Source organism: Sinosporangium album (genome assembly GCF_900100605.1).
Taxonomy (GTDB): domain Bacteria; phylum Actinomycetota; class Actinomycetes; order Streptosporangiales; family Streptosporangiaceae; genus Sinosporangium; species Sinosporangium album.
In genome coordinates this window covers 25,983-49,727 of record NZ_FNCN01000002.1, presented here as the reverse complement: position 1 = coordinate 49,727, position 23,745 = coordinate 25,983, and the positions used below count along the sequence as shown (strand labels likewise).

Sequence of the window (23,745 nt, the reverse complement as noted above, 5' to 3'; positions counted from 1 at the left end):
CCGGCCGGCCACGGCCGGGGACCGTTCCCGGGCGGCGGCGACGCGGTGGTCAGAGCCGCTCGCGGAGGGCGTTGGCCAGGGCCGCGGGGCTGTCCGGGGCGAAGCTGAGATAAAGGTAGGGCTCGGTCAGTTCGAGCTCGATGAGCGCCGGAGTGCCGTCGGCCAGGCGCACCAGGTCGACCCGGGCGTAGAGCACTCCCTCCGGCAGGGACGCGAGCAGGGTCTCGGCCATGTCGCGCTGGTCGGCGTCGGGCTCGCGCACCGTGGCGCGGACGTTGTCGGCATCGGCCGCGGTGGCGCGGCCCGCCAGCATCGGGTTGCGGCGCACGGCATGGCTGAACCGGCCACCGAAGTAGAGGAGCGACGTCTCCCCCTCGGTTTCCACCATGTCGAGATAGGGCTGGATCATCGGCACTCGGCCCGCCGCGCGCAGCGAGGCCGCGTGGGCCAGGGCCCGCTCTCGGTCCGCGGTACGGATGGTGTCGCGGGCTCCCGCCGAGATCGAGGGCTTGACCACGTATTCCGCCCACTCGGGCAGGTCACCGTCGCCCCAATGCGTCGGCACGATGGGGATGGGGACATCCCGAAGGTAGCTTTTATCCGTATTGCGCTCAATCACCTCGGCCGGGTTGAACAGCCTGGTGGCGGCGGCCACCTGGTGGGCCCAGGCGGTGAACTCGTCCCGGCGGAGCACGTAGTCCCAGGTCGAGCGGATGACGACGGCGTCGAAGGCCGCCCAGTCCGCATCCGGGTCGTCCCACCGCACCGCTCGCCCGGCGATGCCGACCTGCCGCCACGCCGCGAGCACGATCTCGCGCTCGTCGTCGTGTTCCTGGGGGCCTGCCCAGGTCGCATAGGCCACAGAAATGCCCACAAACCGCTCCTTACCCAATTTCAGGATCAACCACATGGTATGCACCTGTCATCGGGGCGATCAGACCCCCATGCACACCACAGCGCGCCAGGTCCGGAAGGACCTGGCGCGCGTGTGGGGTGTGAGCATTAGCTCCAGCGGTAGATGACGGTGACCGCGCCGTTATTCGCAACGCCCGTGACGCCGTTGATGTTGTTGACCTGAGTGCCCTTGCCGGCACCGACGTTGGCCGCGCTGACGTTGCCGAACTGGTTGCCGGACTGAGACGAACCGCTGTTGCGGGTCCAGTTGCCCCAGGAGTCCGCGTGCGCGGGGGTCGAGACGAGAGCGGCGCCGGTCGCGGCTGCCAGGACGGCACCGGTCACGCACAGCTTCTTGATCACTTCAGGCTCCTTCACCAGTGGGGGTCGCTCTTGCGAGAAGCGGGAGGGCGCATGACCGGGCCCAGAAGATCCATGACACTCCCCCGACTCCGCTTGACCCGTCGGGGTCAAGACGCATGCGAGCATATAACCCTCTGTTAGTGATGGGTAGCCCTATGTAATCAGAGCTTTATTCCGTACGCTCTGACCTGCTAAATCATCACCTGTCGGCGATAGTCGGACACCGCTAGAAAAACGGTACGGCGCACGCCCGTGACCCCTCCGGACGTGCGCCGTACACGATCTGTGCCGCTCAGGCGGGGCCTTCGCCCACCCCCGCGATGACCTCGGCCGCGGCCTGGCCACATACGCGGGCCGCGCCGTGGGTGGCGATGTGCACCGCGCCGAGGTCGGAGCGGCCGGGCAGCCCCATCTCGACCACGACGGCGTCGGGCCGGGCACTGAGCAGGTGGTTGAGCGCGTCCGTCTGCCAGGCGTGCCGGTGGACGTCGCGCACGGCGAGGACCAGAGGCCGGTCGCCGGAGACGGCGAGCACGTTCTCGATGGCGGCCCCGGTGGCCTCTGAGGCGGCGAACCGCGTGACGGTGGTGCCCGGCAGCAGCTTGCTGAGGGGCTCACCGACACCCCACGGGGTGTGCTTGTCGATGGCGAGGTTCATGAGCGGAGCCAGCTCGACCACCTGCGGCGGCGCGCTCAAGGGCAGCACGTGCTCCCCCGAGCGCCGCGTGATGTGCAGGGCCCGGCGGGCGGCGGTCAGACCGACCGAACCGCGCTCGCCCCTGCGCGCACCGGACTGCGCGGAGGTCCAGGCCGCCAGCTCGTTCACCCGGCGCGCGGCCTCGGCCAGGCGGCCCTCGGTGAGCACGCCCTCGCGCACCGCGGCGACGATGGCGTCGCGGATGTCCGTGGCGCTCTGCTCGTCGGCGTGCTCTCCACCGACGCAGATCGCGTCGGCGCCGGCGGCGATGGCCAGGGCCGAGGCCCGGCCCAGGCCGTACTCGCCGGCGACGGCCTGCATCTCGATGGCGTCGGTGATGATCAGGCCGTCGTAGCCGAGCTCCTCGCGGAGCAGCGCCGTCAGCACGTGAGGACTGAGGGTGGCCGGCTTGTCGCCGTCGTAGGCGGGCACGAGCAGGTGCCCGGTCATGATCGACCGCACCCCTTCGGCGATGGCCTCCCGGAACGGCAGGAGCGCGATGTCGCGCAGTTCCTCGACCGCGGCGGAGACCAGCGGGACGGCGTGGTGGGAGTCCACCGAGGTGTCTCCGTGGCCGGGGAAGTGCTTGGCGCAGGCGGCCACTCCGGCCGACTGGAGGCCGCGGATGAAGGCCCGGGTGTGGCGGGCCACCAGGTGCGGGTCCGCGCCGAAGGAACGCAGCCCGATCACCGGATTGTCGGGGTTGGAGTTGACATCCGCCGAGGGGGCGAAATCGAAGTTGACCCCGATCTCGGCGAGGTCGTGGCCGAGATCTTTCGCGATCTCCTCGGTGAGACCGGTGTCGTCGACGACACCGAGGGCGAAGTTGCCGGGCCTGCTGCTCCCCTGCGCGGCTTCGAGGCGGGTCACCTCGCCCGACTCCTCGTCGATGCCGACAAGCAGGTCGGGCCTTTCCGCACGCAACGCCGCCGTAAGGTCGGCGACCTGGGCGGGCGTGCCGATGTTGCGTGAGAACAGCACCACTCCAGCGAGTCCGTCTGCGAGTCGGCGACGTAGCCAGTCGGGGGGCGTCCGGCCTTCGAAACCTGGAAGTAGAACCGTGTCGGCCAGGCGGTGAAGACCGCCTTCGGGCCGTGTCATGCGTCACCGCTCTTAGGCATGAGGGACAATCTAATAGGAAACTTTCCTATCTGCTAGAGGTCTGACCTCCTGATTTCACAATGGATACCTCCCCGTGTTCGAGCACAAGCCTCGTCGAACGCTCCACGGCCGGCCTCCGGTCGGACTCCGTTCGATCTCCCTCACACTTGCGGGGCGGACACGTCCTGGCGGCGCAGCGCCGTACCCTCGACCGCGAACGTCGCCGCCGTGCTCACCGGGGACTCCCTCACCTCGGTCGACTCCACCACCCGGTGAGACACCTGGAAACCGTCCCGGCTCGCCGTACCGATCACATAGCCGCGGCGCCCGTCGTGGAACTTCAGGTGCGGGTTGGCGGCGAGGACCGCGGCCGCATCGGTCGCGGGGGGCTTGCTGGTGACCGACGTGCCGACGAACTCCACCCCCGCGGACGGCGACGCCGGGTCGGCCGGGTCGGCTTTGATCTCGGCCGCCCAGTGGTCGTGCACGTCACCGCTCAGCACCACGAGCCCGCGCGGACGGGTCGCAAGGACGCGCTCCCGAAGGTCGGGATAGCCGTCCCAGGCGTCGGAGCGCACCTTCGGGTCACGCCCGGGGATCACGCGCGGGGAGAAGAACAGCGGCTGCACCAGGACCGACCAGCGGGCCGTGGTAGCGCGCAGCCGCGACAGCAGCCAGTCCTCCTGCTCGGCCCCCAGCATGGTCCTGTCGTCGCGGTACTGCCGGACGTCGAGCACCAGGAAGTCGGCGACCTCGCCGTACGGCCGCAGCCGATAGAGCTGCAGCCCCTTCACGCCGGGCGCCTCCCGCAGCGGCATGTGTTCGTAGTACGCCTGGTAGGCGTCGGTACGGCGGTGCAAGAACGCGGCCGGGTCCGAGCCGTCGCCCGGCAGCACGCCTCGGTAGTTGTCGCGCACCTCGTGGTCGTCCCATGTCGTCACCCACGGCGCAGCCGCGTGCGCGGCCTGCAGGTCGGGATCGGTGCGGTAGAGGGCGTATCTGTTGCGGTAGGCGTGCAGGGATCTGCACTCGGCCTCGCCGCCCGCCAGGGGGCGGACGTAGCGGCCGGGCTTCGGCGCCTTGGGCTTGCCGTACTCATAGATGTAGTCCCCCACCTGGAACACCACGTCGGGGCGTTCGGCGGCGAGGTGCCGCAGCGCGGTGTAGTAGCCGTGTTCGTAACGCTGGCAGGACACCAGGCCGAACGTCACCGGATCGGTGGCGTAGGACCCGGTGGCGGTGCGGGTGCGCCCGGCCGCGCTGACCACGGGCGCGCCCTTGTCGGCGAACGGGCCGGCCACCGAGAAGCGGTAGTGGTAGTCGGTCGCGTTGCGCAGCCCGTCCACCTGAACGTGCACGCTGTGCGCGAGATCCGCGGTCGCCCAGGCGGTCCCCTGGCGCACGATCTTGGTGAACGCCTCGTCCTCCGCCACCTGCCACGCCACCTCCACCGGCGGTTCGGGCATGCCGCCGGGTCTCTCGGGATCCGGGTGCAGGGGTTCGGGTGCGAGCCGGGTCCACAGGACCACTCCGCCGGGCAGCGGATCGCCCGATGCGACCCCCAGAGTAAATGGATAACCGAGTTTCGACATACAAATGATCCTTGCGTACGGTGACGCGAGGTGTGACCGATTTACAGCCGCTCAACCGGGCCCTCCTCAGCCCGGCACTCCCCCAGCCCCTAGCAAGTGCTTGGATAAAACAACCTTGAGTCGAAATTTCCACCAAGGGTCCATAATTGAGGGTGTGACCACGCGCAAGGACTCCGGCGGCACCGCGCCCACGACCAAGTCCGCCTCCCCCCGGCGGCAAGCAGGAAGGACCCGCGTCGCACCTTTGGGCCCAGCCTCAGACCGCCGCGATCATCTCGTGAAACTCGCCGCCGAGATCTTCGCGCGCAAGGGCTTCCAGGCGACGACGGTGCGGGAGATCGCCACCGAGGCGGGCATCCTGTCGGGAAGTCTCTACCACCATTTCGACTCGAAAGAGACAATTGTCGACGAAGTTCTCTCGACCTTCCTCGACGATCTCATCAGTCGCTACCGGGCGGTGATTGAGAAGGGCGGCAAGCCCCGCCCCACCCTCACCGAAATGGTGCGCATCGGATTCGGTTCCCTCGAACCGCATCGGGCCGCCATCACCGTGATGCAGAACGACTGGAGCTACCTTCGGCAGATCGAACGGTTCGACTACCTGGTGAAGGCCGAGCACGTGGTCGAGCGCATGTGGGTCGACCAGATCAAGCGCGGCCAGGCCGAAGGGCAACTCCGCGCCGACATCGACCCGAAGCTGACCTATCGCATGATCCGGGACGCCATCTGGGTGGCCGTGCGCTGGTTCCGCCCCGGTGGCAGGCTGGGCACCGCGCACCTGGCCGACCACTACATCAGTGTCCTGTTCGACGGCCTGGCCGCGGGCGAACCCGTGTGAGGCGCCGTCAGGCGCCCCACGCGCTGACGGTGTGGGTGTAGGACTGGGCGCTGACGGTGGGAGTGGCGGCCTCGCACAGGGCCCTCACCACCCGGTCGACCGTCGCCACATCGAGTTGCGCGGCGGTCTCCCGGACGAGCCTCACGTCGCTCGCGGCGACCATGAGAATAATTTTCCTCATGAGTCTGGTTCTCGGTGTCGACGCCGGCGGCACCTCAACACGCGCCGTCGTAGCCACAGCCGCAGGTGTCCCCCTCGGGTCGGGACGCGCGGAAGGCGGCAATCCCGCCGCCCAAGGCATCCCCCTGGCCTGCGCGAACATCGCCCAGGCCGTTTCGGCGGCGCTCCGGGGCGAAGACCCCGCGCGTGTCACCGCCGTCACCGTCGGCCTCGCCGGGTCGGGCGTGCTGCAGCACCCGCAGGCGCGGGAGGCGTTCGACGCCGCCTTCAGGTCGGTCGGTGTCACCGCCGCACCCCACGTGCTCGGCGACGTCGTCGTGGCCTTCGCCGCCGGTACGGCGGAGCCCGCCGGCACGGTCGTGCTCTCCGGCACCGGCGCCATATGCGCCCGCATCGCCGACCGCGAGGAGATGGCGATCGCCGACGGCTTCGGCTGGCAGCTGGGCGACGAGGGCTCGGGCTTCTGGGTCGGCAGGGCCGCCGCCAAGGCGGTGGTCCGCCACCTGGCCCGGGGCGCTTCGGCGTCGACCCCGCTGACCGGGCTGGTCGTCGAGCACCTGCTCGGTGACCAGCCGCCCGTGGTCGCGACCGGGCGGGACCTCGCCGACCTGGTGTGCGGTGCCGTACAGGCCGGCCCCCCGGTGGCACTGGCCGCGCTCGCGCCGCTCGTCGCACGGGCGAGCCTCGCGGGCGACCCGATGGCCGTCGTCATCGTGGAGGAGGCCGCGGCCCGCCTTGTCGCGAGCGCCTGCGAGGTGAGGGACCTCAGTGACGATTCGCCCATCGTGCTGGCCGGGAGCGTGCTCACCACGCCGGGCCCGTTCCAGGACGCGGTACGGGCACGCCTGGACGAGATGTGGAGGAGCCCGGTCAGCGCGGCGCTGGACGGCGCCTCCGCCGCGGCCTGGCTCGCCGCCTGCGAGGCGTTCGCGCTCGCCGAGGCCGAGGCCCGTTCGCTCCACGCCGCGCTGGTGCGCCCGAGGACGCTCCCGCCGATCGGGTAGGGCCCGTCCCCCTGGCCCCTCGTGCCTCCACGGTCAGGCCGCCCCGTATTCTCGGCGGATCAGGGGGCCTGGTGAGGGTCCGGAACCGCGATGGAAGGCACGGCATGGGCGGCACGGTGGACATGGGCGGCATGGCGGGCGGAGTGCACGGCCACTGCGACGCCCGGTTCGCTCGTGTGCGCGAGGTCTTCGAGAAGCACTTCGCCGATGGCGAGGAGGTGGGCGCCTCGTTCGCGGTGTTCCACCGCGGCCGTGTCGTCGTGGATCTGTGGGGTGGGCTCGCCGACCACCGCGCGGGACGGGAGTGGGAGCGCGACACACCCGCGTTCGTGTATTCGTGCACCAAGGCGGTCACCGCGGCCGCCGTGCTTCTGCTGGCCGAGGACGGGGTGCTCGACCTCACGGCGCCGGTGGCGTCGGTCTGGCCGGAGTTCGAGGCCCGGGGCAAGGCCGGGATCACCGTGGAGCATCTGCTGACCCACCAGGCGGGGCTGCCGGTCATCGAGGACGAGGTGCCGCTGGAGGAGTTCGACGACCTGCCGGCCGTGGCCGCCAGGCTCGCCGGGCAGGCGCCGCTGTGGACACCGGGCGCGGCGCACGGCTACCACGCGCTGACGTACGGCTTCCTGCTGGAGGAGGTCGTGCGGCGGGCGGCGGGGTGTTCGGTGGCCGACATGGTGGCGGACCGGATCGCGGGCCCGCTCGGGCTGGAGCTGTGGCTCGGCGCCCCCGACGAGGTGGCGGCACACGCCGCACGTCTCACGGCGGGTGACCGCGCGAATGACCGGGTGAACGACCGCGTGAACGACCGCGCGAACGACGGTGCGGGCGCCCGCGTGGACGCCCGGGCGAACGCCGTGTCCGCCGACGGCCTGCTGAGCCGGGCTCTCGGCAACCCGCCCATCCACCGCCTCAAGGGCGGGGCCAACCACCCGCTGATGCTGCGCGCGGGATGGCCGGCGGCCGGGGTGGTGGCGACGGCCCGAGGGCTCGCGGGCTTCTACCGGGCGCTGGTGGAGGACGCGCTCCTTGAGCCGTCCACCCTGGTGGACGCGACCGGCTCCCGGGTCCGCGGGCACGACCGCGTGCTGCAGGTCGAGACCGCCTTCGGCCTCGGGTTCATGCTGCCGTCGGCGGCCTACCCCGCGCCGCCGCGCGCACGGCGGTCGGCGTTCGGGCACCTCGGATACGGGGGTGCGCTCGGCATGGGCGACGCCGTACACGGGCTCGGGATGGCCTACATCATGAATCGGATGTCGCACGAGGTGGTCGGAAACGTGCGGGCTTACCGCTTGGTCGAGGCGGTCTACGACTCGCTACCCTGAGTTCCCATCCCGAAAAATCGACACATTTAGCCATGGTCAACGCATATATCCACCCTGGCCTGCGCAAACAGGGCCGGCCGTGAAACCTCGCCGGCCTCCAGGATGTGGCCCATGCGCCTCTGGAACGTCCCCATCCCCGGGTAGTGACCGATATCCGTACCAACTACGATTAGCGACCTCTTACCATTTGTGCCACCCCTGGGATTGTTTTGCTCCCTTAGGGGACCTACACCTTCGAGACGTTCACGGCCTTTCGGGGGGCGAGATGGGTTCCTGGTCTGTGCCGGGGTACCACGACGTCAGGCAGCTCGGCGACGGACCGAGCGGCAGGGTCTACCTGTCCACGCACATCGCCACCGGGGCCCACGTCGCGATCAGATACCTGAACGCCGCCTTGCGCAAAGACGAGGGCCTCCTCGCGGGATTCCGCGAGGCGACAGCGACCCTGGTCGAGCTTGACGAGTCACGAGTGATCCGTACATACGAGTACGTCGAGACGGCGACGCGGGCGGCGCTCGTCATGGAACTGGTCGACGGCGTGCCCCTCGGCGCGATGCTCACAAGACATGGCGCGACCAGCCCGGAGGCCGCGCTGGCCATCCTCAAGGGCAGCCTGCTGGGCCTCGCGGCGGCGCACGAGAGAGGACTCGTGCACGGTGACCACCGGTCGGCCAACGTCCTCGTCCAAGCCGACGGCCTAAGCCGGATCGGCGACTTCGGCCTGGCCGCCCCGCGCCTCGCCGCGGGCGACGGGGAGAGACCGGAGCGGACCCCGCGGCGAGGCGACCCCGCGTACGCCGCCCCCGAACTGTGGGCGGGCGAGCAGCCGACGGTGCGCACCGACCTGTACGCGGCGACCTGTGTGTTCTACGAGTGCCTGACCGGGCAGACGCCGTACTCCGGGCGGAGACCCGACGGCGAGGTTCCGCTCGACGACGTGCCTCCGGCGGTCAGGAGCCTGGTGCTCCGCGGCCTGGCGGTCGAGCCCGACGGGCGTCCCGCGAGCGCACGGGAGTTCCTCCAGGAGCTCGGCGCCGCGGCGGTCGCCGCGCAGGGGCCCGACTGGGAGAAACGCGGACGCCGCCGACTCGCCGAAATGGCCACGGCAATGGCGATGGACTTCCCCCTGGCCCGGCCGTTCCCGCGGCGGCGCACCCGCACGGGGAGGCTCAGCGGGCGCGCGGGGAGGATACGGCCGCGCGCATACGGGGTGGTCGCGGCCACTGCCGTGGCGGCGGTCGTCACAACGTTCCTGCTGCTGGCCGACCTCGTCGGCATCGACCCCGAGAGGGAGGCGTTCCTCGCCCCGCCGCCCCGCGAGCCCAAGGCGCAGGCCGCGCCGCTCAGCGACCCCGGCCCCGGCCCCGACGCCACCCCGCCCCCGACCGGCGCCGGGAGGGCCCCCACCGGCCTCGCCCCCTCCCCCCTGGTGACCCGTGAACCCGCCCGGCCATCCGTTCCCCCGTCCCCGGCACGCGTCACCAACGCGCGGATCGCCGCGTGGGACGGAGCGGACGGCACCATGCGGGTCAGGACCGCGGGAAGGGGTCCCGTACGGCTCAGCATGATGTTCACGCGCCGCGACGGCGGCGGCGCGGTGCGGACGATGCACACCGAGTCGGTCGTCCTGTCAGGGCGGACCGTCTACTCGGTCCCGGCGACGCATGATTTCGGGCACGTGGCCTGCGGTGCGCACGCCTACTTCGGCGTCGTCCTCATGACCGACCGGGCCGCGGCCAACGGCCCACAGGTGGCGGAGGTCCTGGTCAAAGGACCGTCCTGCGCGCGGCAGAGGCCGCCCACCGTCCGACCGCGACGGCCTGGGCCCCCGAGCGAGCCGGACTCCCCCCGTTCCCCGGAGCCATCGACGGAACCGGCGAGTCCCAGCGAACCGGACGAACCCGATGAACAGGCGGACTACCCCGAGTCGGGGAGCTCAGACTAGACGCTCCCGTTCTGCGCGGGGAGGCCCGTGTTCGTGTCGGCCGCCTGCTCGGCTGCCTGCTCGGGCGGGGCGAGGTCCAGCCACGCCGCCGGAGTGATGAACAATCCGGTCGCCTCCACCAGCGGCGTGCCGTCCGGCAGGGCGATGCGCCCCTCCACCCAGCTCTTGCGCCCCTCCGAATGCGTGTATTCCGCTGACCCCACCAGATCCGACCCGTACGGCACCGGCCGGCGGTAGCGGATCGACAACGTGCCGGTCATCGCGGGATAGTGCCCCACGACGACCGCCTCGCCGAGCAACTGGTCGAGCACCATGGCCGTCACTCCGCCGTGTACGGCTCCGGGCGGGCCCTCGTGGGTGGGGCGGAACCGGATGTCGGCCCGCACGGTGCGCTCGGGGGTCGCCTCGATGACGAGGGGCAGCGCGTGCGGGTTCGCCGTACCGATCACGGCGTTGCCCGGGTGCGTCAGCACGCCGTCCTCGGAAAGCCGGAAGGACAGCGGCGCGTCCCGCATCGCCGCGCGCAGACGCTCGGTGAGCGCCGTCACCTCCGCGGTCACGGCCTCGATCTCGCTCTCCGGCACGTCGGTCAGCGCCACGGCGTCGACAAGGTCGCGGGTCCGCTGCGCGAGCGCGGCGAGCACGGAGATCCGGGCGTTGCCCTCGGGTGTCGGTGCGGCACCGGCGAGGTCGAGATCAAGAGTCATGCGCTCCACCTTAGAACACGTTCTACCGAACGCCATTCGGTACCCCGTGGCCGGCGTGGAAGGAAGATTTTTTAGCGGGCCGATCTGGGGGCTTGTGAGACGAAAACTCCGTAAAAATCGGGGTTTCGGATACCGAAGGCGCTGCATGGGAGTCTTCCTGCCGCTTGAACTTCCTTGGTTCGTACTTGAACTTGACCTTGCGCGCGGTAGTCTCACCTGGTCACGGAAGCAACAGACCCGTGGTGCCGCCACACACGCCCCAGCCGTGTCCGGCTCTGCCGGTGCGTGTGACGCGCCATCGATCGACCTGCCACCCGGAAGCCCGGTCGCGAGGGCGGCGCGACCCTCCCCCAGGGCTGCCAGGGGGTCCCCTACCTCCATGACCCCTGAGACCAAAAAGTTCATCGAGCTGCTGGAAAGCGAACTCGGCTACGCCGAGAAGGCCAGCGGCTACACCAAGTTCGGCAAGTGGTACAACAGCGTGGAGTCCGATTCGGACTACACGAATCAGCCCTGGTGTGACATGTACATCTCCTGGGCCGCCAAGAAGCTGGGCTACGAGGACTGGATCGGCCAGTTCGCCTGGACCGTGTCCCACGCCCAGTGGTTCAAGGAGCAAGACGCCTGGGGGCACACACCCGCACCCGGCGCGCTCGTGTTCTACGACTGGGGCGGCTCGGACAAGATCTCGAAGATCGACCACGTGGGTGTCGTGACGCGGGTCGAGGGCAAGCGGATCCACACGATCGAGGGCAACATCGACGGCGGTGTGGCCAAGCGCAAGGTCCGCGACCAGAGCAAGGTCGTCGGCTACGGCTACCCGGAAAAGGTCAAGGAGCGGCTCGAAGCGCAGGTGCTCGACCTCGGCGCCACCAGCGCGGGCACCGCCGCAGTCCAGGGCGGGCCGGGCGTCGGCCTCCCCGGCCCCGGGATCGGCATAGCCGCCCCCGCGGCGGACGCCGTACGGCAGGGCGCGGGGCAAGACGTCGGGCAGGGCGTACGGCCGGGCCCCGCCACGACCGCCCCGGACACCGGCACCGCTTCCCCGCGCACCGCCGCCGAGGCGGGGACACCGTCCACGGCCTCCGCGCAGTCCGGGAGCGTGCTCACCCTCCTCCCGCCGCGCGCCACCACAGCCGTCCCGGACGCCGAAAGCGCCGGGGCCGCGGCCCCCCAGTCAGGCAAGGTGCTCGCGCTGCTCGCACCGCGCACCCCGGCGCAATCCGACGCACGCACGGCAGGCAAGCACCGCAAGAGCGCCGATGCCGCCCCGGCAGCCGCGGCCAACGCGGCGCCGAGCACGCCGAGTACCCCGGCCAGCCCCAGCACTCCGGGCAAACACCGGAAACCGGAAACCCAGGCGGGAACCGAGGCGGCGCGGCCGGCCGACGCCGTCGGCGGCACCCCGGTCTCCGCCGTCCGCGACCTGCCCGCCCTGCCCGAACTCGGCACCCAGGCCCTCGTCGGCTCACTCGTCCTCGCCGCCGTCGCCGTGCTCACCCATGCCAAGGCCCGACTCCGCCTGGCCCATGCCGTACGTGTCCCCCGCACCTCGGTCACCCCGGTCACCACGGTCACCGAGGCCCAGCGCGCTCACCGGGCCACCCGGAACACCCGCTTCACGCGTCTCGTGCCCCAGCACACCGACCTGGAGCTCACGGCCCCCGCCGTACACAGCACCGAGCCCGCGGACACGACCCTCGCCCCGGCCCTGGCCGGCCTCGGCCTCACCTCGGCGCTTCAGCCCGCGGACGTCGCCACGGCCACATCACGCCCGACATTTACCGACCTCGCCATACTCACTCCGGGGGACCAGCCCGCGGCGAGCGTCGGTGCCACGCCGGGGACGTCCGTGCCGTTCAGCGCCACCGGCCGATCCCGGCGCGGCCTACGCAGCCGCCGTGGGGCCGCCGGCCTCGACGCCGCCATCGCCTCCGCGCTCGGGAACCCCGCGGACTCCGGCGACACCCCGCGCGACGGCGAGCCCGGTCGCGGTGCCGTGCCGTACCAAGGCCGACGCCGCCGGCTCGAACGCCTCCCCGAGGACTACGGCTCCTTCAAGGCCGAGGCGCCTCTGCGGGGCCGCCGCCACCGCACCACCAGCACCCCGCGCGACACCCGCCCGTCTGGCAATCCGCGCCCGCGCCGCCAGCCCCTCTCCGCCCCCGTCTACGAAAGCGACGTGCTGGTGGCCTCCGCCGCGAACACTCCCCAGCCGGACTTCCGCCCCGATGTCCCGCTCCGGGGCCGCCGCCACCGCGCCACCTCCGAGCCCGCGCCCTCCCCCCGCCCCCAGAAGGGCCGCCACCGCCGCGCCTGACAACCGCCCGCCGTGCCCCGCACGGTCACGACGACGCACCGCACGGTCACGACGACGCACCGCGCAGGAAGAGGTCGACGACGGCGGGGACTAGGTCGTGGTGCGGCGTGGGGTCGGCGCGCTGGCCGGGAGGCATCGCGACGTCGGGCGGCAGGGGTTCGGCGACGGCGGCGAGTTCGAGGAACGCGGCGGCGAGGAACGACGGGTCGCCGGGGCGGAGTTCGCCGCGTTCGATGGCGTCGGCCATGAGGTCGGTGACGGGGGTGATGAGAGCGTTGACGTAACGGCTGGAGATGCGGGTGCGGGTGTCCTCGCCGACATAGCGCGTGCTGTCGTAGATGCGCATGCCCATCGCCGAGCGGTAGGCGTCGCCGGCGTAGCCGGCGACGATGGCGGACAGTTGGTACGGCAGGCCGCCGGGGGTGTCGAGGGCCCGGCGCAGGACGGCGTGGGCGTCGTCGATGTAACGCAGGGACACCTCGGCGAACAGCGATTCCTTCCCCTCCGGGAAGTGGTGGTAAAGGCTCGCCTTGCGGATGCCGATGGCCTGGGCGATCTCATTGAGCGAGATGCCGGGATAACCGCGTTCGAGGAGTTGGGCGGCGAACTCGTCGAGCAGCCTCTGCCGCGTGTCGCTCTGCCGAGGTGACAATTCAGACCCCTGTCCTGACTCGACGGCCCATGGCCGGTCCGGGTGGTCGCGCCTACACCAAAAAACTACCTACCGGAAGGTAGGTTGGCAACCCAAAAATCAGCCCCGCCGGTGGAGGCGGGGCTGCGGCGCTCAGAACACGCGCTGGACCATCGGGTCGGCCTCCGCCAGCGGCACCCGAGGCGCGTCCACGATCACGTCGGACATGATGTCGAAGACCAGGGCGAGCACGCCGCCGACGGCGCAGACTCCCACGCCCACCCAGACGAGCAGCCAGTTCGGCCCCACGGTCAGTCCCACCCCGCTGAGGGTGCTCCCCAGAAGGATCACGATTACAGCGAGCCACGACTTGGGGGTTCCTCCGTGGCTTCCGGTACTTCCATTCCCTGACATGACCCTCGTCCTATCTCTGCAATCGGTCTGCGCACTAGCTTCTCAGATCGGGTGCCCCGGTCCGTCCCTGGCCTCCCCGATGGTGTCGACCACCCTCGGGGAGGTCGGCGGAAAGTGCAACTACTATGGGCTGTAGACGATGCCCCCTACCCAGGCGCCCAAGCTGGACACGGCCGCGTCGCCGGCCGAGAAGGAGTTCCGGTGTTCCACCGCAAACCGCTTGAGGAGCGGATCGCCGAGCGCCAAGCCAAGCTGCCGCCGCTCAAGGAGGGCAAGCACTTCGAGCACGGTCCCGCGAAATTCGTCTTCATCTTCGTGATCGTGTTCGTGGTCGTCGGCCACTTCGTGGGCCTACTGGCGATGATGGCCATGGGCATGGAGTGAGCCTCCCTCTGATCACGTCCGCGCGAGGAGCACTGTCTGCCGCCCCGCCTCACTCGTCGTAGAGATACGGCGGCCGGTCGTAGAGATACCGCGGCCGACCCTCATCCCACTCGTCGAACTCCTCATACGGCACGCCACGGCCCTTGCCCCACTCCTCGGCGGGTTCCCTGGGCCGTTCCGACCGCGTGGACGATGAAGGCCTGGGAGTCGGAGAAGGAGTAGGCGTGGGAGTGGGAGTGGGCACGGGGGCCGATGCGGCTTCCCATACGAAGCGCATGAAGCCCACCAGGTCCTTCCTGCGCTTGTAGGAGGCGAGCCGCACCACGCCGCCCGGCCTCGGCGAGTTGATCATTTCGCCGCTGCCGACGACGATGCCCACGTGCGACGGCCCGCGCGCCTGCCAGCGGAAGAAGACGAGGTCGCCGGGCCGTTCCTGCCCCGGTTCGACGCGCATCCCCGCCCGCCACTGCTGATGGGCGACGCGCGGGATGGCGATGCCCCCGGCCTCATACGCCCGCATCGTCAGCCCCGAGCAGTCGAAGGCGAGAGGGCCCGTGCCGCCCCAGCGGTACGGCTTGCCCAGTTGGGCGTGCGCGAACGCGACGGCACGCGCCGACACGTCCTGCGACGACGGTCCCGCCTTCATCCGACCGCGGATGACGCCGTACTCAACGCCATGCACGGCACCGAGCCCAACGCCGCGCTCGACGCCGTACTCAATGCCGTGCACTCCACCATGTACGGCGCCCGCCAGCATGCCGCCGACCGGCAGCACGAGCATCACGACGGCAGTCATCCGCACCTCCGGAATGCCATGCCGCCCGTAAGCGACGAACGACCTCGCATGCTCCCGCAAACATTCATGTCCAGTGCATACCCGACAGTCGTCACGAAAGTGCCCAAAAGGAACATATCTTCCTTCATTGGACTTCACTTCCCACCGTCCCGCAACCTTGCACACGACAGCGGAACAGCGCACAAGAAAGCGCGAGGTGTTCGGCATGCTCGAAACACCTTGCGCGGGCGGCGTATTCGGGGTGTGACCCGGTCGACCGGGGCGGACCCCCTTCTCGGGGTGGACTACTCCTCGGGAGAGAAGGCGGCAGACAGAAAGGTGACGGCCTGCACGACGGCCGCACCGGCGGCATGGGTGCCACGCAAAGCGTTGAGCATGAAGACTCGAGTGGGATAAATCCAGACCGGCCGGGAAATGCGTGATCGGCTACCTACCTCACCACGTCGTCAAACCCAATAAAAACCCCTCCGCGTCCCACTATCCACAGCAGAACGGCATGGCACGCTGGCTTGAAGGGCGACGATCCAGCACCATCAAGAGCAGTTCCGATCATGCCCGGAACCGGCGTCACGTCGGCTTTTCCGGGCGGGTCTAAAAATCATCCAGCTCCCATGGGGAGGGTGAAATTGTCTTTCAAACTCAAGCTCGCCGCCGCCCTAGCCGCGCTCGCCGGATCGTGCGCCGCCGGTGGACCGTATCCCGCCGGACATCCCATCGGATCTGCGGCGACGCCTCCACCGACACCGCCCGCCACCTCCGCCACCGTGGCGCCGACAGTGCTCGACACGCCGCCGCCGTCACTCTTCGCCATCCGCGGGGTGACCGGTGACGCCCGGATCGCCTATCTACGGGCGGCGTATTTCAACTTTCCCAGGAACCGGGGCGTGAAAAGGTACTACGACCACGGATCAGTCCGCTACTGGCATCACGGCGGCAAATTTCGAAACTTCGAGCGCCGCCTTCCTCGCGGCGGCGACTACTTCGAATACGACATGTACACCCGGCGCAGCCCGGAGGAGCCCCGCGGTACGCGTCGCATCGTCGTCAACCTTAAAAGGCAACACAACGGTAAATATCCAACGTGGTATACAACCGACCACTACAATTCCTTCCACGTCATCCACTAGACGACATCACCCACGAAACGACATCGCCCACGGGATGGCATCACGCGCATGACGATGCCATCCATGAGACGGCGGAATCGTCCACCGGCGATGCGGCACGGGGAGAGCATGGGCGAGCAAGCCTGCGAGATCTGGCTCGTGGCGGGCACCGGTCCCGCCACGAGCGACGTCGGCCACCACTGGCTGGACGGCGCGCGCTGCCGCACGAAGCGGTCCCTTTTCGAGCACTGGGCCGCACGGCTGTCCTTTCCCGGTTACTTCAGCAGGAACTGGGATGCCTTCGCCGACTGCCTCGCCGACTTCACGCTGGCCGATACCGCCGGCGGCACCGGTCTCGTCCTCACCGTCGAAAACGCGGGCGACCTCCTCGCCGATGGTGAGGACGCCGACCTCGCGGTTCTCGTCGAGGTGCTGCGGGACACCGTCGAGGACATGCGGTCGAGCCCCGATCCGAGTGGACGGGCCGACATCACTGTGGAGTTCTCGGACACCCCCGCCCACCTGGCCAAGTTGCGGCGGCGTCTGCCCGGCGGCTGAGCCGCCCACCCGGAAACAGGGCAGTACAGGGCAGCACAGTTCGGCACAGGCCGGCACAGGTCAGCGCGGCCGGCTCTCCATCACGGCCGCCGCGGCCACGCGCAGGATGTCGCGCACCTCTTCCTCGGGCATGTCCATGGTCTTGACGATGGCCGTCTGCACACCGCCGAGGACGGTCCAGGCCAACGCGCGGTCGGCGGGGGTCGGGTCGGGGCCCAGGAGCCGGTTGAAGATCTCATCGCGGAAGGTGCGGATGGCCTCGCCGAGGGTGCCGGGGAGGACCTCGTCGGCGCCACCGAGGTCACCGAGGAGGTCGTCGACGAGGTCGTCGATGATCAGGCGTATGACGGCGCGGTGCCGTACGACGAAGGTGATGAACGCGTCGAGATAGGCCGCGCGGTCACCGGCGAAGTCGGTGCCGAGGAGGACGAGCATGTCCTCAGCCGCCGGGGCGATGATCTCGGCGGCGAGGCGGTCCTTGGGGTGGAAGTGGTAGGCGACCGCGGTCTTGGTGAGGCCGACGGCGGCACCGATGTCGGCCAGCGACGTGCCCGCGTAGCCCCGCTCGGCGAAAAGGGCCCGCGCCGCGGCGAGGATCCGGCTGCGGGTGTCGTTGCCCTGGTCAAGTGTGGCCATCATCTCATTCCAGATATGGGGGAGATTTCCTGATTCATCGCGCCTATTCTGCGATCCTCGTTCTGTACGGCCGTACAGAACGGGCGTTCTCATCTCGACTGTGGGGTCACAGCATGGCTTCCTTGCTCGGCAGGCTGGGCGGATGGTGCGCGAGGCACGGCCTCATCGTGCTGGCGCTGTGGATCGTAGCCGCCGTCGCGCTGACGGCCGGCACCGTGGTCTTCGGCCGCCCGACGAGCAACGATGTGAGCATCCCGGGCACCGACGCGCAGCGGGCCCACGAGCTGATGCGCGACGGGTTCGGCCCGGGCTTCGACCCCGGCGGCACCGTGCAGCTCGTGCTGTACGACAAGGACGGCCCGCTGACCGACGAGCCCGACAAGGCGGCCATCGAGAGGACGCTGACCGCGCTCCGCGCCGTACCGCACGTGGTGGAGGCACAGACCCCGTTCCGGATGGGGGGCATCGCGGCGAACCTCCGGATCGGGGTGATCATGGTCCGGATGGAGGGGCACGACCCCTCCAAGCTTGTCGACAACACCAAGAAGCTGTCGGACGCGGCCGAGGCCGCCCGCGCGGTGGGCATCGAGGTCGTGCCCGCCGACGCCTCGACACCCGCCGACAAGGAGATCAAAACCGGCCCCAGCGAGATCATCGGCGTGATCTGCGCGCTGCTGGTGCTGCTGCTGGCGTTCGGCACACTCGTGGCGGCGCTCATCCCCATCTTCGCCGCGCTGATCAGCATCGGTGTGGGCCTCGGCGTGATCGGTCTGCTGGGCCACGCGCTCGACGTGCCGAAGCAGGCGCCGATCATGGCCACGATGATCGGCCTGGGCGTGGGGATCGACTACGCGCTGTTCCTGCTGTCGCGCCACCGGCGCCTGCTCGCCGCCGGCGTGCCGGTGGACCAGGCGGTGCGCACGACGGTGGCGGGGTCGGGTGGTGCGGTGGTGTTCGCCGGCGGCACGGTCATCATCGCGCTGAGTGCGCTGCTCCTCGCCGGGTTCCCGCTGATGCGCACACTCGGCTGGATCACCGGCATCTCGGTCGTGTGCGCGGTGCTGACGTCGATCACCCTGGTTCCCGCCCTGCTCGGCCTGCTGGGGCACCGGGTCAACGCGCTGCGCCTGCCGTTCATCGGCCGCCGCGCGCGCCCCGCCCACGGCCCGGCCTCGGGCTGGGCGGCGCTCGGGCTGTGGGTCACGAAGCGGCCGTGGGCCGTGCTCGCGGGCAGCGTGGCGGTGCTGGCCGCTCTGTCCGCGCCGGCGCTCGGACTGAAGCTCGGGGCTCTCGACGACGGGTACGGCGATCGCGACTCGCCCGCGCGGCGCTCTTACGAGCTGCTTGAGGTGGGTTTCGGGCCCGGGATCAACGGCCCGCTGGTCGTGGTGGCCGAACTGAACCAGAAGGTGGAGAACACCGACCCCGCCGCCCCGATCGTGCAGGTGCTGGCCCAGCGGGTCGAGCACACCGAGGGCGTCGCCCACGTGGCCGAGCCCCTGCTCAACGAGAACGGCCGATCGGTGATGATTCAGGCCGTGACGGACTACGCGCCGAGCGATCCGAAGGCGCTGGACGTCGTGCGCGCCGTACGCGCCATCGACGTGCCGGGGGCGAGCGTGCACGTGGGCGGTGAGGTCGCGGGTATGGCGGACGCCACGCAGCGGATCTCGGAACGCACCCCGCTGGTGATCGCGGTCGTGGTGATGCTCAGTGCGATGCTCCTGCTGCTGGCCTTCCGAGCGCCGCTCGTCGCCATCAAGGCGGCGCTGATGAACCTCGTCTCCCTGGGCGCCGCGTTCGGGGCCCTGGCCATGGTGTTCTCCTTCGGCCTGGGCAGCGGCCTGGTCGGCATGGACGCGCCGGCCGACGCCAGCACGGGCTTCATCAATATGTACTTCTTCTCGGTGCCTATCGATAGCTATGTGCCGCTGATGCTGTTCGCGGTGCTGTTCGGGCTGTCGATGGACTACGAGGTGTTCCTGCTGACAGCCGTACGGCAGGCGTATCTCCGCACGGGTGACAACCGTCAGGCCGTCGCCGAGGGCCTCGGCTCGACCGGGCGCGTCATCACCTCGGCGGCGCTCATTATGGTCGCGGTGTTCGTCGCGTTCATCGCCTATCCGGATCCGCTGGTGAAGGTGTTCGGCGTGGGCCTCGCGGTGGCCATCGCAGTGGACGCCACGATCATCCGGGGCTTCCTGGTGCCGGCCACGATGGTGCTGCTCGGGCGCTGGAACTGGTGGTGCCCGAAGTGGTTGGACCGGTTGCTGCCGCCGATGTCCATCGCCGAGCACGACGACGACGTGCCGGAGGTGCCCGAGGTCGGCGCGAAGCCGGAGGCGGTCGGCCGTACGTGAGACGGAACGCGGCCCGTCCTCGAAGGGAGATAGCCTTCACCTCGTGTTGGATCAGATCACGGCGACCAGATATGTCACACCCCTCCGGGAGGGCGGGTCGCTGCCCGGGGTGATGGAGGCCGATGACCTCGGCACCTATGTCGTGAAGTTTCGGGGCGCCGGGCAGGGCCGCCCCGTCCTCGTCGCGGAGATCATCTGTGCCGAGCTCGCCCGGGCCCTCGGATTCCGCACCCCGGACCTCAAGGTCATCGAGGTCGACCCGCAGTTCGCCGATCGCGAGCCCGACGAGGAGATCCAAGACCTCCTGCGGGCCAGCTCGGGCGACAACCTGGCCGTCGACTTCCTGCCGGGCGCGCTCGGCTTCGAGCCGACCACCTGGAGGCCCGACCGGGACTTCGCCTCGCGCGTGTTCTGGTTCGACGCCCTCATCCACAACGTCGACCGCAGTTGGCGCAACCCCAACCTTCTGACGTGGCACGGCGACACCTGGCTGATCGACCACGGCGCGGCCCTGTGGTTCCACTACAACTGGCGGACGGCCGACCCGCTGCGCCCGTTCCGCGGCGGCGGCGACCACGTGCTCGCCCCCTGGGCGTCGCGCCTCGCCGAGGCCGACGCCGCGCTGTCGGCGGCGATCACCCGTGACATGCTGGAGAGCGCGGTCGCCCGGGTGCCGTCGGCATGGCTGACCGATGTCCCCGGATTCGACGGGCCGGAGGATCTGCGCCAAGCTTACGTCGATCATCTCCTCGCCAGGGTGCGCGGACCGCGCACCTGGCTCCCCATCCCGGGTGCGTCGAGCAGCGACGGCGGCGCAGGCGGCGGCATCGGCTCCGTCGGCGCGTTCTGGAAGGAAGGTCGTTGACCCGAGTCGTCTACGAATACGCCGTGATCCGCGTCGTCCCCCGGGTCGAACGCGGCGAGCTGATCAACGCCGGCGTGATCGTCTACTGCCAGCCGCGCGACTACCTGTGCGCCAAGGTCGAGCTCGACGGCGTCCGGCTCCACGCCCTCGACCCCCACGCCGACCTGACCGCGGTGCGGCACGCGCTCACCGCCTACGAGCTCGCCTGCGCCGGCCGGGACGGAGCCGTCGCCGGCCAGTCGCCGGGCAGCCGCTTCCGCTGGCTCACCGCCCCGCGCAGCACCATCGTCCAGACCGGTCCCGTCCATGCGGGGCTCACCACCGACCCCGCCGCCGAGCTCAAACGCCTGTTCTCGGTCCTGGTCAGTCCCGTCTGACGTCAGAACAGCACAGACATGAACGTGTCCACCTCGGTGAACCCCACCTTGCGGTAGACGGCGCGGGCGGCGGCGTTGAAGTCGTTGACGTACAGCGTGACGAGCGGCGCGAAGCACGCGAGGGCGTGTTCGACAATGGCCGCCATGCCGGCCACGGCGTGCCCCTGGCCGCGCAGCTCCGGATTCACCCAGACGCCCTGGATCTGGCATGCCTGGGGGGTCACAGCGCCGATCTCGGCCTTGAAGACGACGGTGCCGTCCTCGATGCGGGCGTAGGAGCGTCCGATGCGGATGAGCTCGGCGACGCGGGTGCGGTAGAGAGCGCCGCCGTCGCCGGTGTCGGGCGAGATGCCGACCTCCTCGGTGAACATCGCGACGCAGGCGGGCAGGAGGGTGGAGAACTCCTCGGGCCTCACCCGCCGCACCAGCGGATCGGCGGGGACGCGCGGCTTGTCGCCGATGGCCATGACCGGTTGCGACCAGCGGACCGCGCGGGCGGCCCCCCAGTACGGCTCAAGCCGTTCCCACATGCGTTCCACCGCGTCGGCGGGGCCGACGATGGACGAACATCGGCGGCCCTGCCGTCGGGCGCGGTCGGCGAAGGCGGTCGCGGCCTCCGGACCGGCGTTGACCGGGACCAGGTTGGCACCCGCGTAGCACAGGGAGGTGAGGGCACCGCGCGGACCATAGCCCCACATCTGTCCGCCGAGCCGTCCGGGGTTGAGACCGACGGCCCGAACCCTGGATGCGACGAAGACGTTGGCGACGGGATCAGCGTCGAGAAGTGCCAACACTTCCTCGCGATCGCTGTCGTCGAGCACGCGCGACGCCGATGTGCGCAGCATCACGGGCCCAGCCTACGCCACGGCTCCGAATTTACTAGGAACCACCGTAGAACCCGTAGTGTCACCACATGTCCGAGGCATGAGCCCCGGCTGTGGTCAGGTGCGGCCCTGGAGAACGTCGATCAACTCCAGGTGCCGCTGCTGGTCACCGCCTCCGGCCATGCGGGCCGCCGGGCGGGGCGGGGTGAGCCCGGCGCAGGCCACGTCGGCCTCCGCCGTACCTCGCTTGGCGGTGGTCGCCGGCAGGGTGCCGTCGCGCAGGTAGTCGGCGACGTGCCGGTCGACGCAGCGGTTGCCGGCGAGGGCCACTCCGTGGCTCCCGCCCGAGACGGCGAGGAGCCTGGCCGTGGGGAACAGCGTGCGCATCCGGAGCGCGCCGGGGTACGGCGTGGCGGCGTCGCGCCGGGACTGGATCAAGAGGATGGGCGGGAGGTTCTCTGCGGCGCGGATCGTGACGGGCGTGCCGCCGGACACGGGCCAGAAGGCGCACGGCGCGTTGTACCAGGCGTTAGGCCAGGTCAGGAAGGGCGAGACCTGGTGGGAGGCGGTCATGTCCGCCCGCCATGTGCCCCAGTCGCGCGGCCAGGAGGCGTCGCGGCACTGCACCCCGAGGTAGACGGCGTAGCCGTTCTCGTCGGCGGCGTCCTTCTTGCCGTGGCGCCGGTGCATCTGCAGGAGGCGGCGCCCCTCGCCCTTGCGCATGTAGGCGGAGAACGCCTCGGCGAAGTGCGGCCACACCGTGTCGCTGTAACCGGCCACGGTGAAGATGTCGTCGAGTTCGCTTGGGCCGACGACCCCGTCGACGGGCGCGACGCGGAGCCGGTCGCGCATGGAGTACCAGGCGGCGCGGACGACCTGCTCGGTACGGCCCAGGCCGTACACGCCGTCGTGGCTCGCCACCCAGGCGAGGAAGTCGCGGTGGCGGCGTTCGAAGGCGTGGTTCTGCGCGAGGTTGGCCGCGTACCACACCCGGTGGGGGTCGACGATGCTGTCGAGGACGAGCCGTTTGACGCTCCCGGGGTAGAGGGTCGCGTAGACCGCCCCGAGGTAGGAGCCGTAGGAGTAGCCCAGGTAGCTGATCTGCTGCTTGCCCAGCGCCCGGCGCATGAGGTCGAGGTCGCGAGCGACGTTCTCGGTGGTCATGTGGGGCAGCATCCAGGAGAAGCGGGACGCGCACCCGCGGGCGTAGCTCTTGGCCCGCTCGACCAGCACCGCCTCCTCGGCGGGGCTTTGAGGCACGTTGTCGAGAGCGGGAGGCGTGTAGTGGCGATCGGCGTCGGCGCAGCTCAAGGCGGGTTCGCTCTTGCCCACCCCGCGCGGGTCGAACCCGATCACGTCGTAGCGGGCGGCGAGGTCCTCGGGGAGCGCGGTGGCGACGAAGCGGGCGAGATCGCGCCCGGACGCGCCGGGGCCGCCGGGGTTGACGAGCAGGACGCCGAGGTGGCCGCCGCGCGGCCGTGCCCGGCCCGAGGTGGAGACGGCCGGAGTGGCGCTCTTGACGCGGGTGAGGGCGAGGGAGATGCGTCTGCCGTCGGGGTTGCGGTGATCGAGCGGGACCGGCAGGGTGGCGCATTCGACGCCGCCGGCGGGAGCCGAGGCGGCTCCGGGCTCGGCGGCGCACGGTCCCCATGAAAGGCCGGCGGACCGGTCGGCCGGCGTGGCGCTGCCGACCCGTCCTTCGAAGAGCGCTCCGGCCCGGGCCGGAGCGCCGCTCACCCCCACGCCCACGGTCAGCACCGCCGCACCCGTGACCAGTCCGAATACCCGTTTCACCGGCGAACTCTCCTCTGCTCAGACGACAGAGGCG

Annotated in this window: 23 protein-coding genes; 11 read left to right on the top strand and 12 right to left on the bottom strand. The window is 70.4% G+C overall.

Annotated features, from left to right (window positions below; translation table 11 throughout):
• Window positions 1-49 precede the first annotated feature (49 nt).
• The 4 genes from BLQ73_RS01960 to BLQ73_RS01945 form a co-directional block, all read right to left on the bottom strand.
• Complete coding sequence (locus BLQ73_RS01960; RefSeq protein ID WP_093167628.1) at window positions 50-874, bottom strand: ATP-grasp domain-containing protein; 825 nt, start codon at window positions 872-874, stop codon at window positions 50-52.
• Between the two features lie 128 nt (window positions 875-1,002).
• Window positions 1,003-1,257: a hypothetical protein gene (locus tag BLQ73_RS01955; RefSeq protein WP_093167625.1), complete on the bottom strand. Its 255-nt coding sequence runs from the start codon at window positions 1,255-1,257 to the stop codon at window positions 1,003-1,005.
• Window positions 1,258-1,549: 292 nt separating this feature from the next.
• The gene (locus BLQ73_RS01950) at window positions 1,550-3,055 is read right to left on the bottom strand and encodes a glycoside hydrolase family 3 protein (RefSeq protein WP_093167623.1); all 1,506 of its coding nucleotides are present in this window, start codon (window positions 3,053-3,055) and stop codon (window positions 1,550-1,552) included.
• A gap of 161 nt (window positions 3,056-3,216) precedes the next feature.
• Entirely contained in the window at window positions 3,217-4,647 is a 1,431-nt protein-coding gene (locus BLQ73_RS01945) for an alkaline phosphatase D family protein (protein WP_093167621.1), read from the bottom strand.
• Between the two features lie 154 nt (window positions 4,648-4,801).
• On the opposite strand from BLQ73_RS01945, the gene BLQ73_RS01940 reads away from it, so the two are divergent.
• The gene (locus BLQ73_RS01940; protein WP_176955223.1) at window positions 4,802-5,485 is read left to right on the top strand and encodes a TetR/AcrR family transcriptional regulator; all 684 of its coding nucleotides are present in this window, start codon (window positions 4,802-4,804) and stop codon (window positions 5,483-5,485) included.
• 7 nt (window positions 5,486-5,492) lie between these two features.
• On the opposite strand, the gene BLQ73_RS32035 is transcribed toward BLQ73_RS01940, so the two are convergent.
• The gene (locus BLQ73_RS32035; protein WP_176955222.1) at window positions 5,493-5,666 is read right to left on the bottom strand and encodes a hypothetical protein; all 174 of its coding nucleotides are present in this window, start codon (window positions 5,664-5,666) and stop codon (window positions 5,493-5,495) included.
• Between BLQ73_RS32035 and BLQ73_RS01935 the strand changes: the two genes are divergently transcribed.
• From BLQ73_RS01935 to BLQ73_RS01925, 3 genes are all read left to right on the top strand, one after another.
• Entirely contained in the window at window positions 5,665-6,669 is a 1,005-nt protein-coding gene (locus BLQ73_RS01935) for an N-acetylglucosamine kinase (RefSeq protein ID WP_176955221.1), read from the top strand. The two genes, BLQ73_RS32035 and BLQ73_RS01935, sit on opposite strands and share 2 nt — an antisense overlap.
• Window positions 6,670-6,773: 104 nt before the next feature.
• Entirely contained in the window at window positions 6,774-7,994 is a 1,221-nt protein-coding gene (locus BLQ73_RS01930) for a serine hydrolase domain-containing protein (RefSeq protein ID WP_245690715.1), read from the top strand.
• A 265-nt stretch (window positions 7,995-8,259) separates the two neighbouring features.
• A complete protein-coding gene (locus BLQ73_RS01925) occupies window positions 8,260-9,939 on the top strand; it encodes a serine/threonine-protein kinase (RefSeq protein WP_093167618.1) in 1,680 nt (559 codons plus the stop codon).
• Here BLQ73_RS01925 and BLQ73_RS32030 read toward each other — a convergent pair.
• Window positions 9,936-10,646, bottom strand: coding sequence for a PaaI family thioesterase (locus BLQ73_RS32030; protein WP_176955220.1), 711 nt, complete (start codon window positions 10,644-10,646; stop codon window positions 9,936-9,938). The genes BLQ73_RS01925 and BLQ73_RS32030 overlap by 4 nt on opposite strands.
• Window positions 10,647-11,025: 379 nt before the next feature.
• On the opposite strand from BLQ73_RS32030, the gene BLQ73_RS01915 reads away from it, so the two are divergent.
• Window positions 11,026-12,966 (top strand): CHAP domain-containing protein, encoded by a 1,941-nt coding sequence (locus BLQ73_RS01915; protein WP_176955219.1) that lies wholly within the window; start codon window positions 11,026-11,028, stop codon window positions 12,964-12,966.
• A gap of 46 nt (window positions 12,967-13,012) precedes the next feature.
• Here BLQ73_RS01915 and BLQ73_RS01910 read toward each other — a convergent pair whose 3' ends face one another.
• Window positions 13,013-13,618, bottom strand: a complete 606-nt coding sequence (locus BLQ73_RS01910; protein WP_093167614.1) for a TetR/AcrR family transcriptional regulator — start codon at window positions 13,616-13,618, stop codon at window positions 13,013-13,015.
• A gap of 132 nt (window positions 13,619-13,750) precedes the next feature.
• A complete protein-coding gene (locus BLQ73_RS34815; RefSeq protein WP_093167612.1) occupies window positions 13,751-14,011 on the bottom strand; it encodes an HGxxPAAW family protein in 261 nt (86 codons plus the stop codon).
• A 201-nt stretch (window positions 14,012-14,212) separates the two neighbouring features.
• Between BLQ73_RS34815 and BLQ73_RS01900 the strand changes: the two genes are divergently transcribed.
• Complete coding sequence (locus tag BLQ73_RS01900; RefSeq protein ID WP_093167610.1) at window positions 14,213-14,395, top strand: hypothetical protein; 183 nt, start codon at window positions 14,213-14,215, stop codon at window positions 14,393-14,395.
• Between the two features lie 49 nt (window positions 14,396-14,444).
• Here BLQ73_RS01900 and BLQ73_RS01895 read toward each other — a convergent pair whose 3' ends face one another.
• Window positions 14,445-15,191, bottom strand: coding sequence for a C40 family peptidase (locus BLQ73_RS01895; protein WP_176955218.1), 747 nt, complete (start codon window positions 15,189-15,191; stop codon window positions 14,445-14,447).
• A 620-nt stretch (window positions 15,192-15,811) separates the two neighbouring features.
• On the opposite strand from BLQ73_RS01895, the gene BLQ73_RS01890 reads away from it, so the two are divergent.
• Window positions 15,812-16,318: a ribonuclease domain-containing protein gene (locus BLQ73_RS01890; RefSeq protein WP_176955217.1), complete on the top strand. Its 507-nt coding sequence runs from the start codon at window positions 15,812-15,814 to the stop codon at window positions 16,316-16,318.
• A 108-nt stretch (window positions 16,319-16,426) separates the two neighbouring features.
• Window positions 16,427-16,855: a barstar family protein gene (locus tag BLQ73_RS01885; protein WP_176955216.1), complete on the top strand. Its 429-nt coding sequence runs from the start codon at window positions 16,427-16,429 to the stop codon at window positions 16,853-16,855.
• 60 nt (window positions 16,856-16,915) lie between these two features.
• Here the strand turns inward: BLQ73_RS01885 and BLQ73_RS01880 are convergent, their stop codons facing one another.
• On the bottom strand, window positions 16,916-17,491 hold the full coding sequence (locus BLQ73_RS01880; protein ID WP_093168109.1) for a TetR/AcrR family transcriptional regulator: 576 nt from the start codon (window positions 17,489-17,491) through the stop codon (window positions 16,916-16,918).
• 113 nt (window positions 17,492-17,604) lie between these two features.
• Here BLQ73_RS01880 and BLQ73_RS01875 point away from each other — a divergent pair, with 113 nt between their 5' ends.
• Genes BLQ73_RS01875 through BLQ73_RS01865 form a run of 3 tightly spaced genes read left to right on the top strand, consistent with a single transcriptional unit; the run spans window position 17,605 to window position 21,093 of the window.
• Window positions 17,605-19,851: an MMPL family transporter gene (locus BLQ73_RS01875; RefSeq protein ID WP_093167602.1), complete on the top strand. Its 2,247-nt coding sequence runs from the start codon at window positions 17,605-17,607 to the stop codon at window positions 19,849-19,851.
• 43 nt (window positions 19,852-19,894) lie between these two features.
• Window positions 19,895-20,716, top strand: a complete 822-nt coding sequence (locus tag BLQ73_RS01870; RefSeq protein WP_245690711.1) for a HipA family kinase — start codon at window positions 19,895-19,897, stop codon at window positions 20,714-20,716.
• Window positions 20,713-21,093, top strand: coding sequence for a DUF3037 domain-containing protein (locus BLQ73_RS01865; RefSeq protein ID WP_093167600.1), 381 nt, complete (start codon window positions 20,713-20,715; stop codon window positions 21,091-21,093). The genes BLQ73_RS01870 and BLQ73_RS01865 overlap by 4 nt, the downstream gene beginning before the upstream one ends.
• Window positions 21,094-21,095: 2 nt before the next feature.
• Here the strand turns inward: BLQ73_RS01865 and BLQ73_RS01860 are convergent, their stop codons facing one another.
• Window positions 21,096-21,938 carry a GNAT family N-acetyltransferase gene (locus BLQ73_RS01860; protein ID WP_093167597.1) on the bottom strand — a complete coding sequence of 281 codons (843 nt, stop codon included), beginning with the start codon at window positions 21,936-21,938 and terminating at the stop codon, window positions 21,096-21,098.
• Between the two features lie 96 nt (window positions 21,939-22,034).
• A complete protein-coding gene (locus BLQ73_RS01855; RefSeq protein ID WP_093167594.1) occupies window positions 22,035-23,711 on the bottom strand; it encodes an alpha/beta hydrolase in 1,677 nt (558 codons plus the stop codon).
• Between the last annotated feature and the right edge of the window lie 34 nt (window positions 23,712-23,745).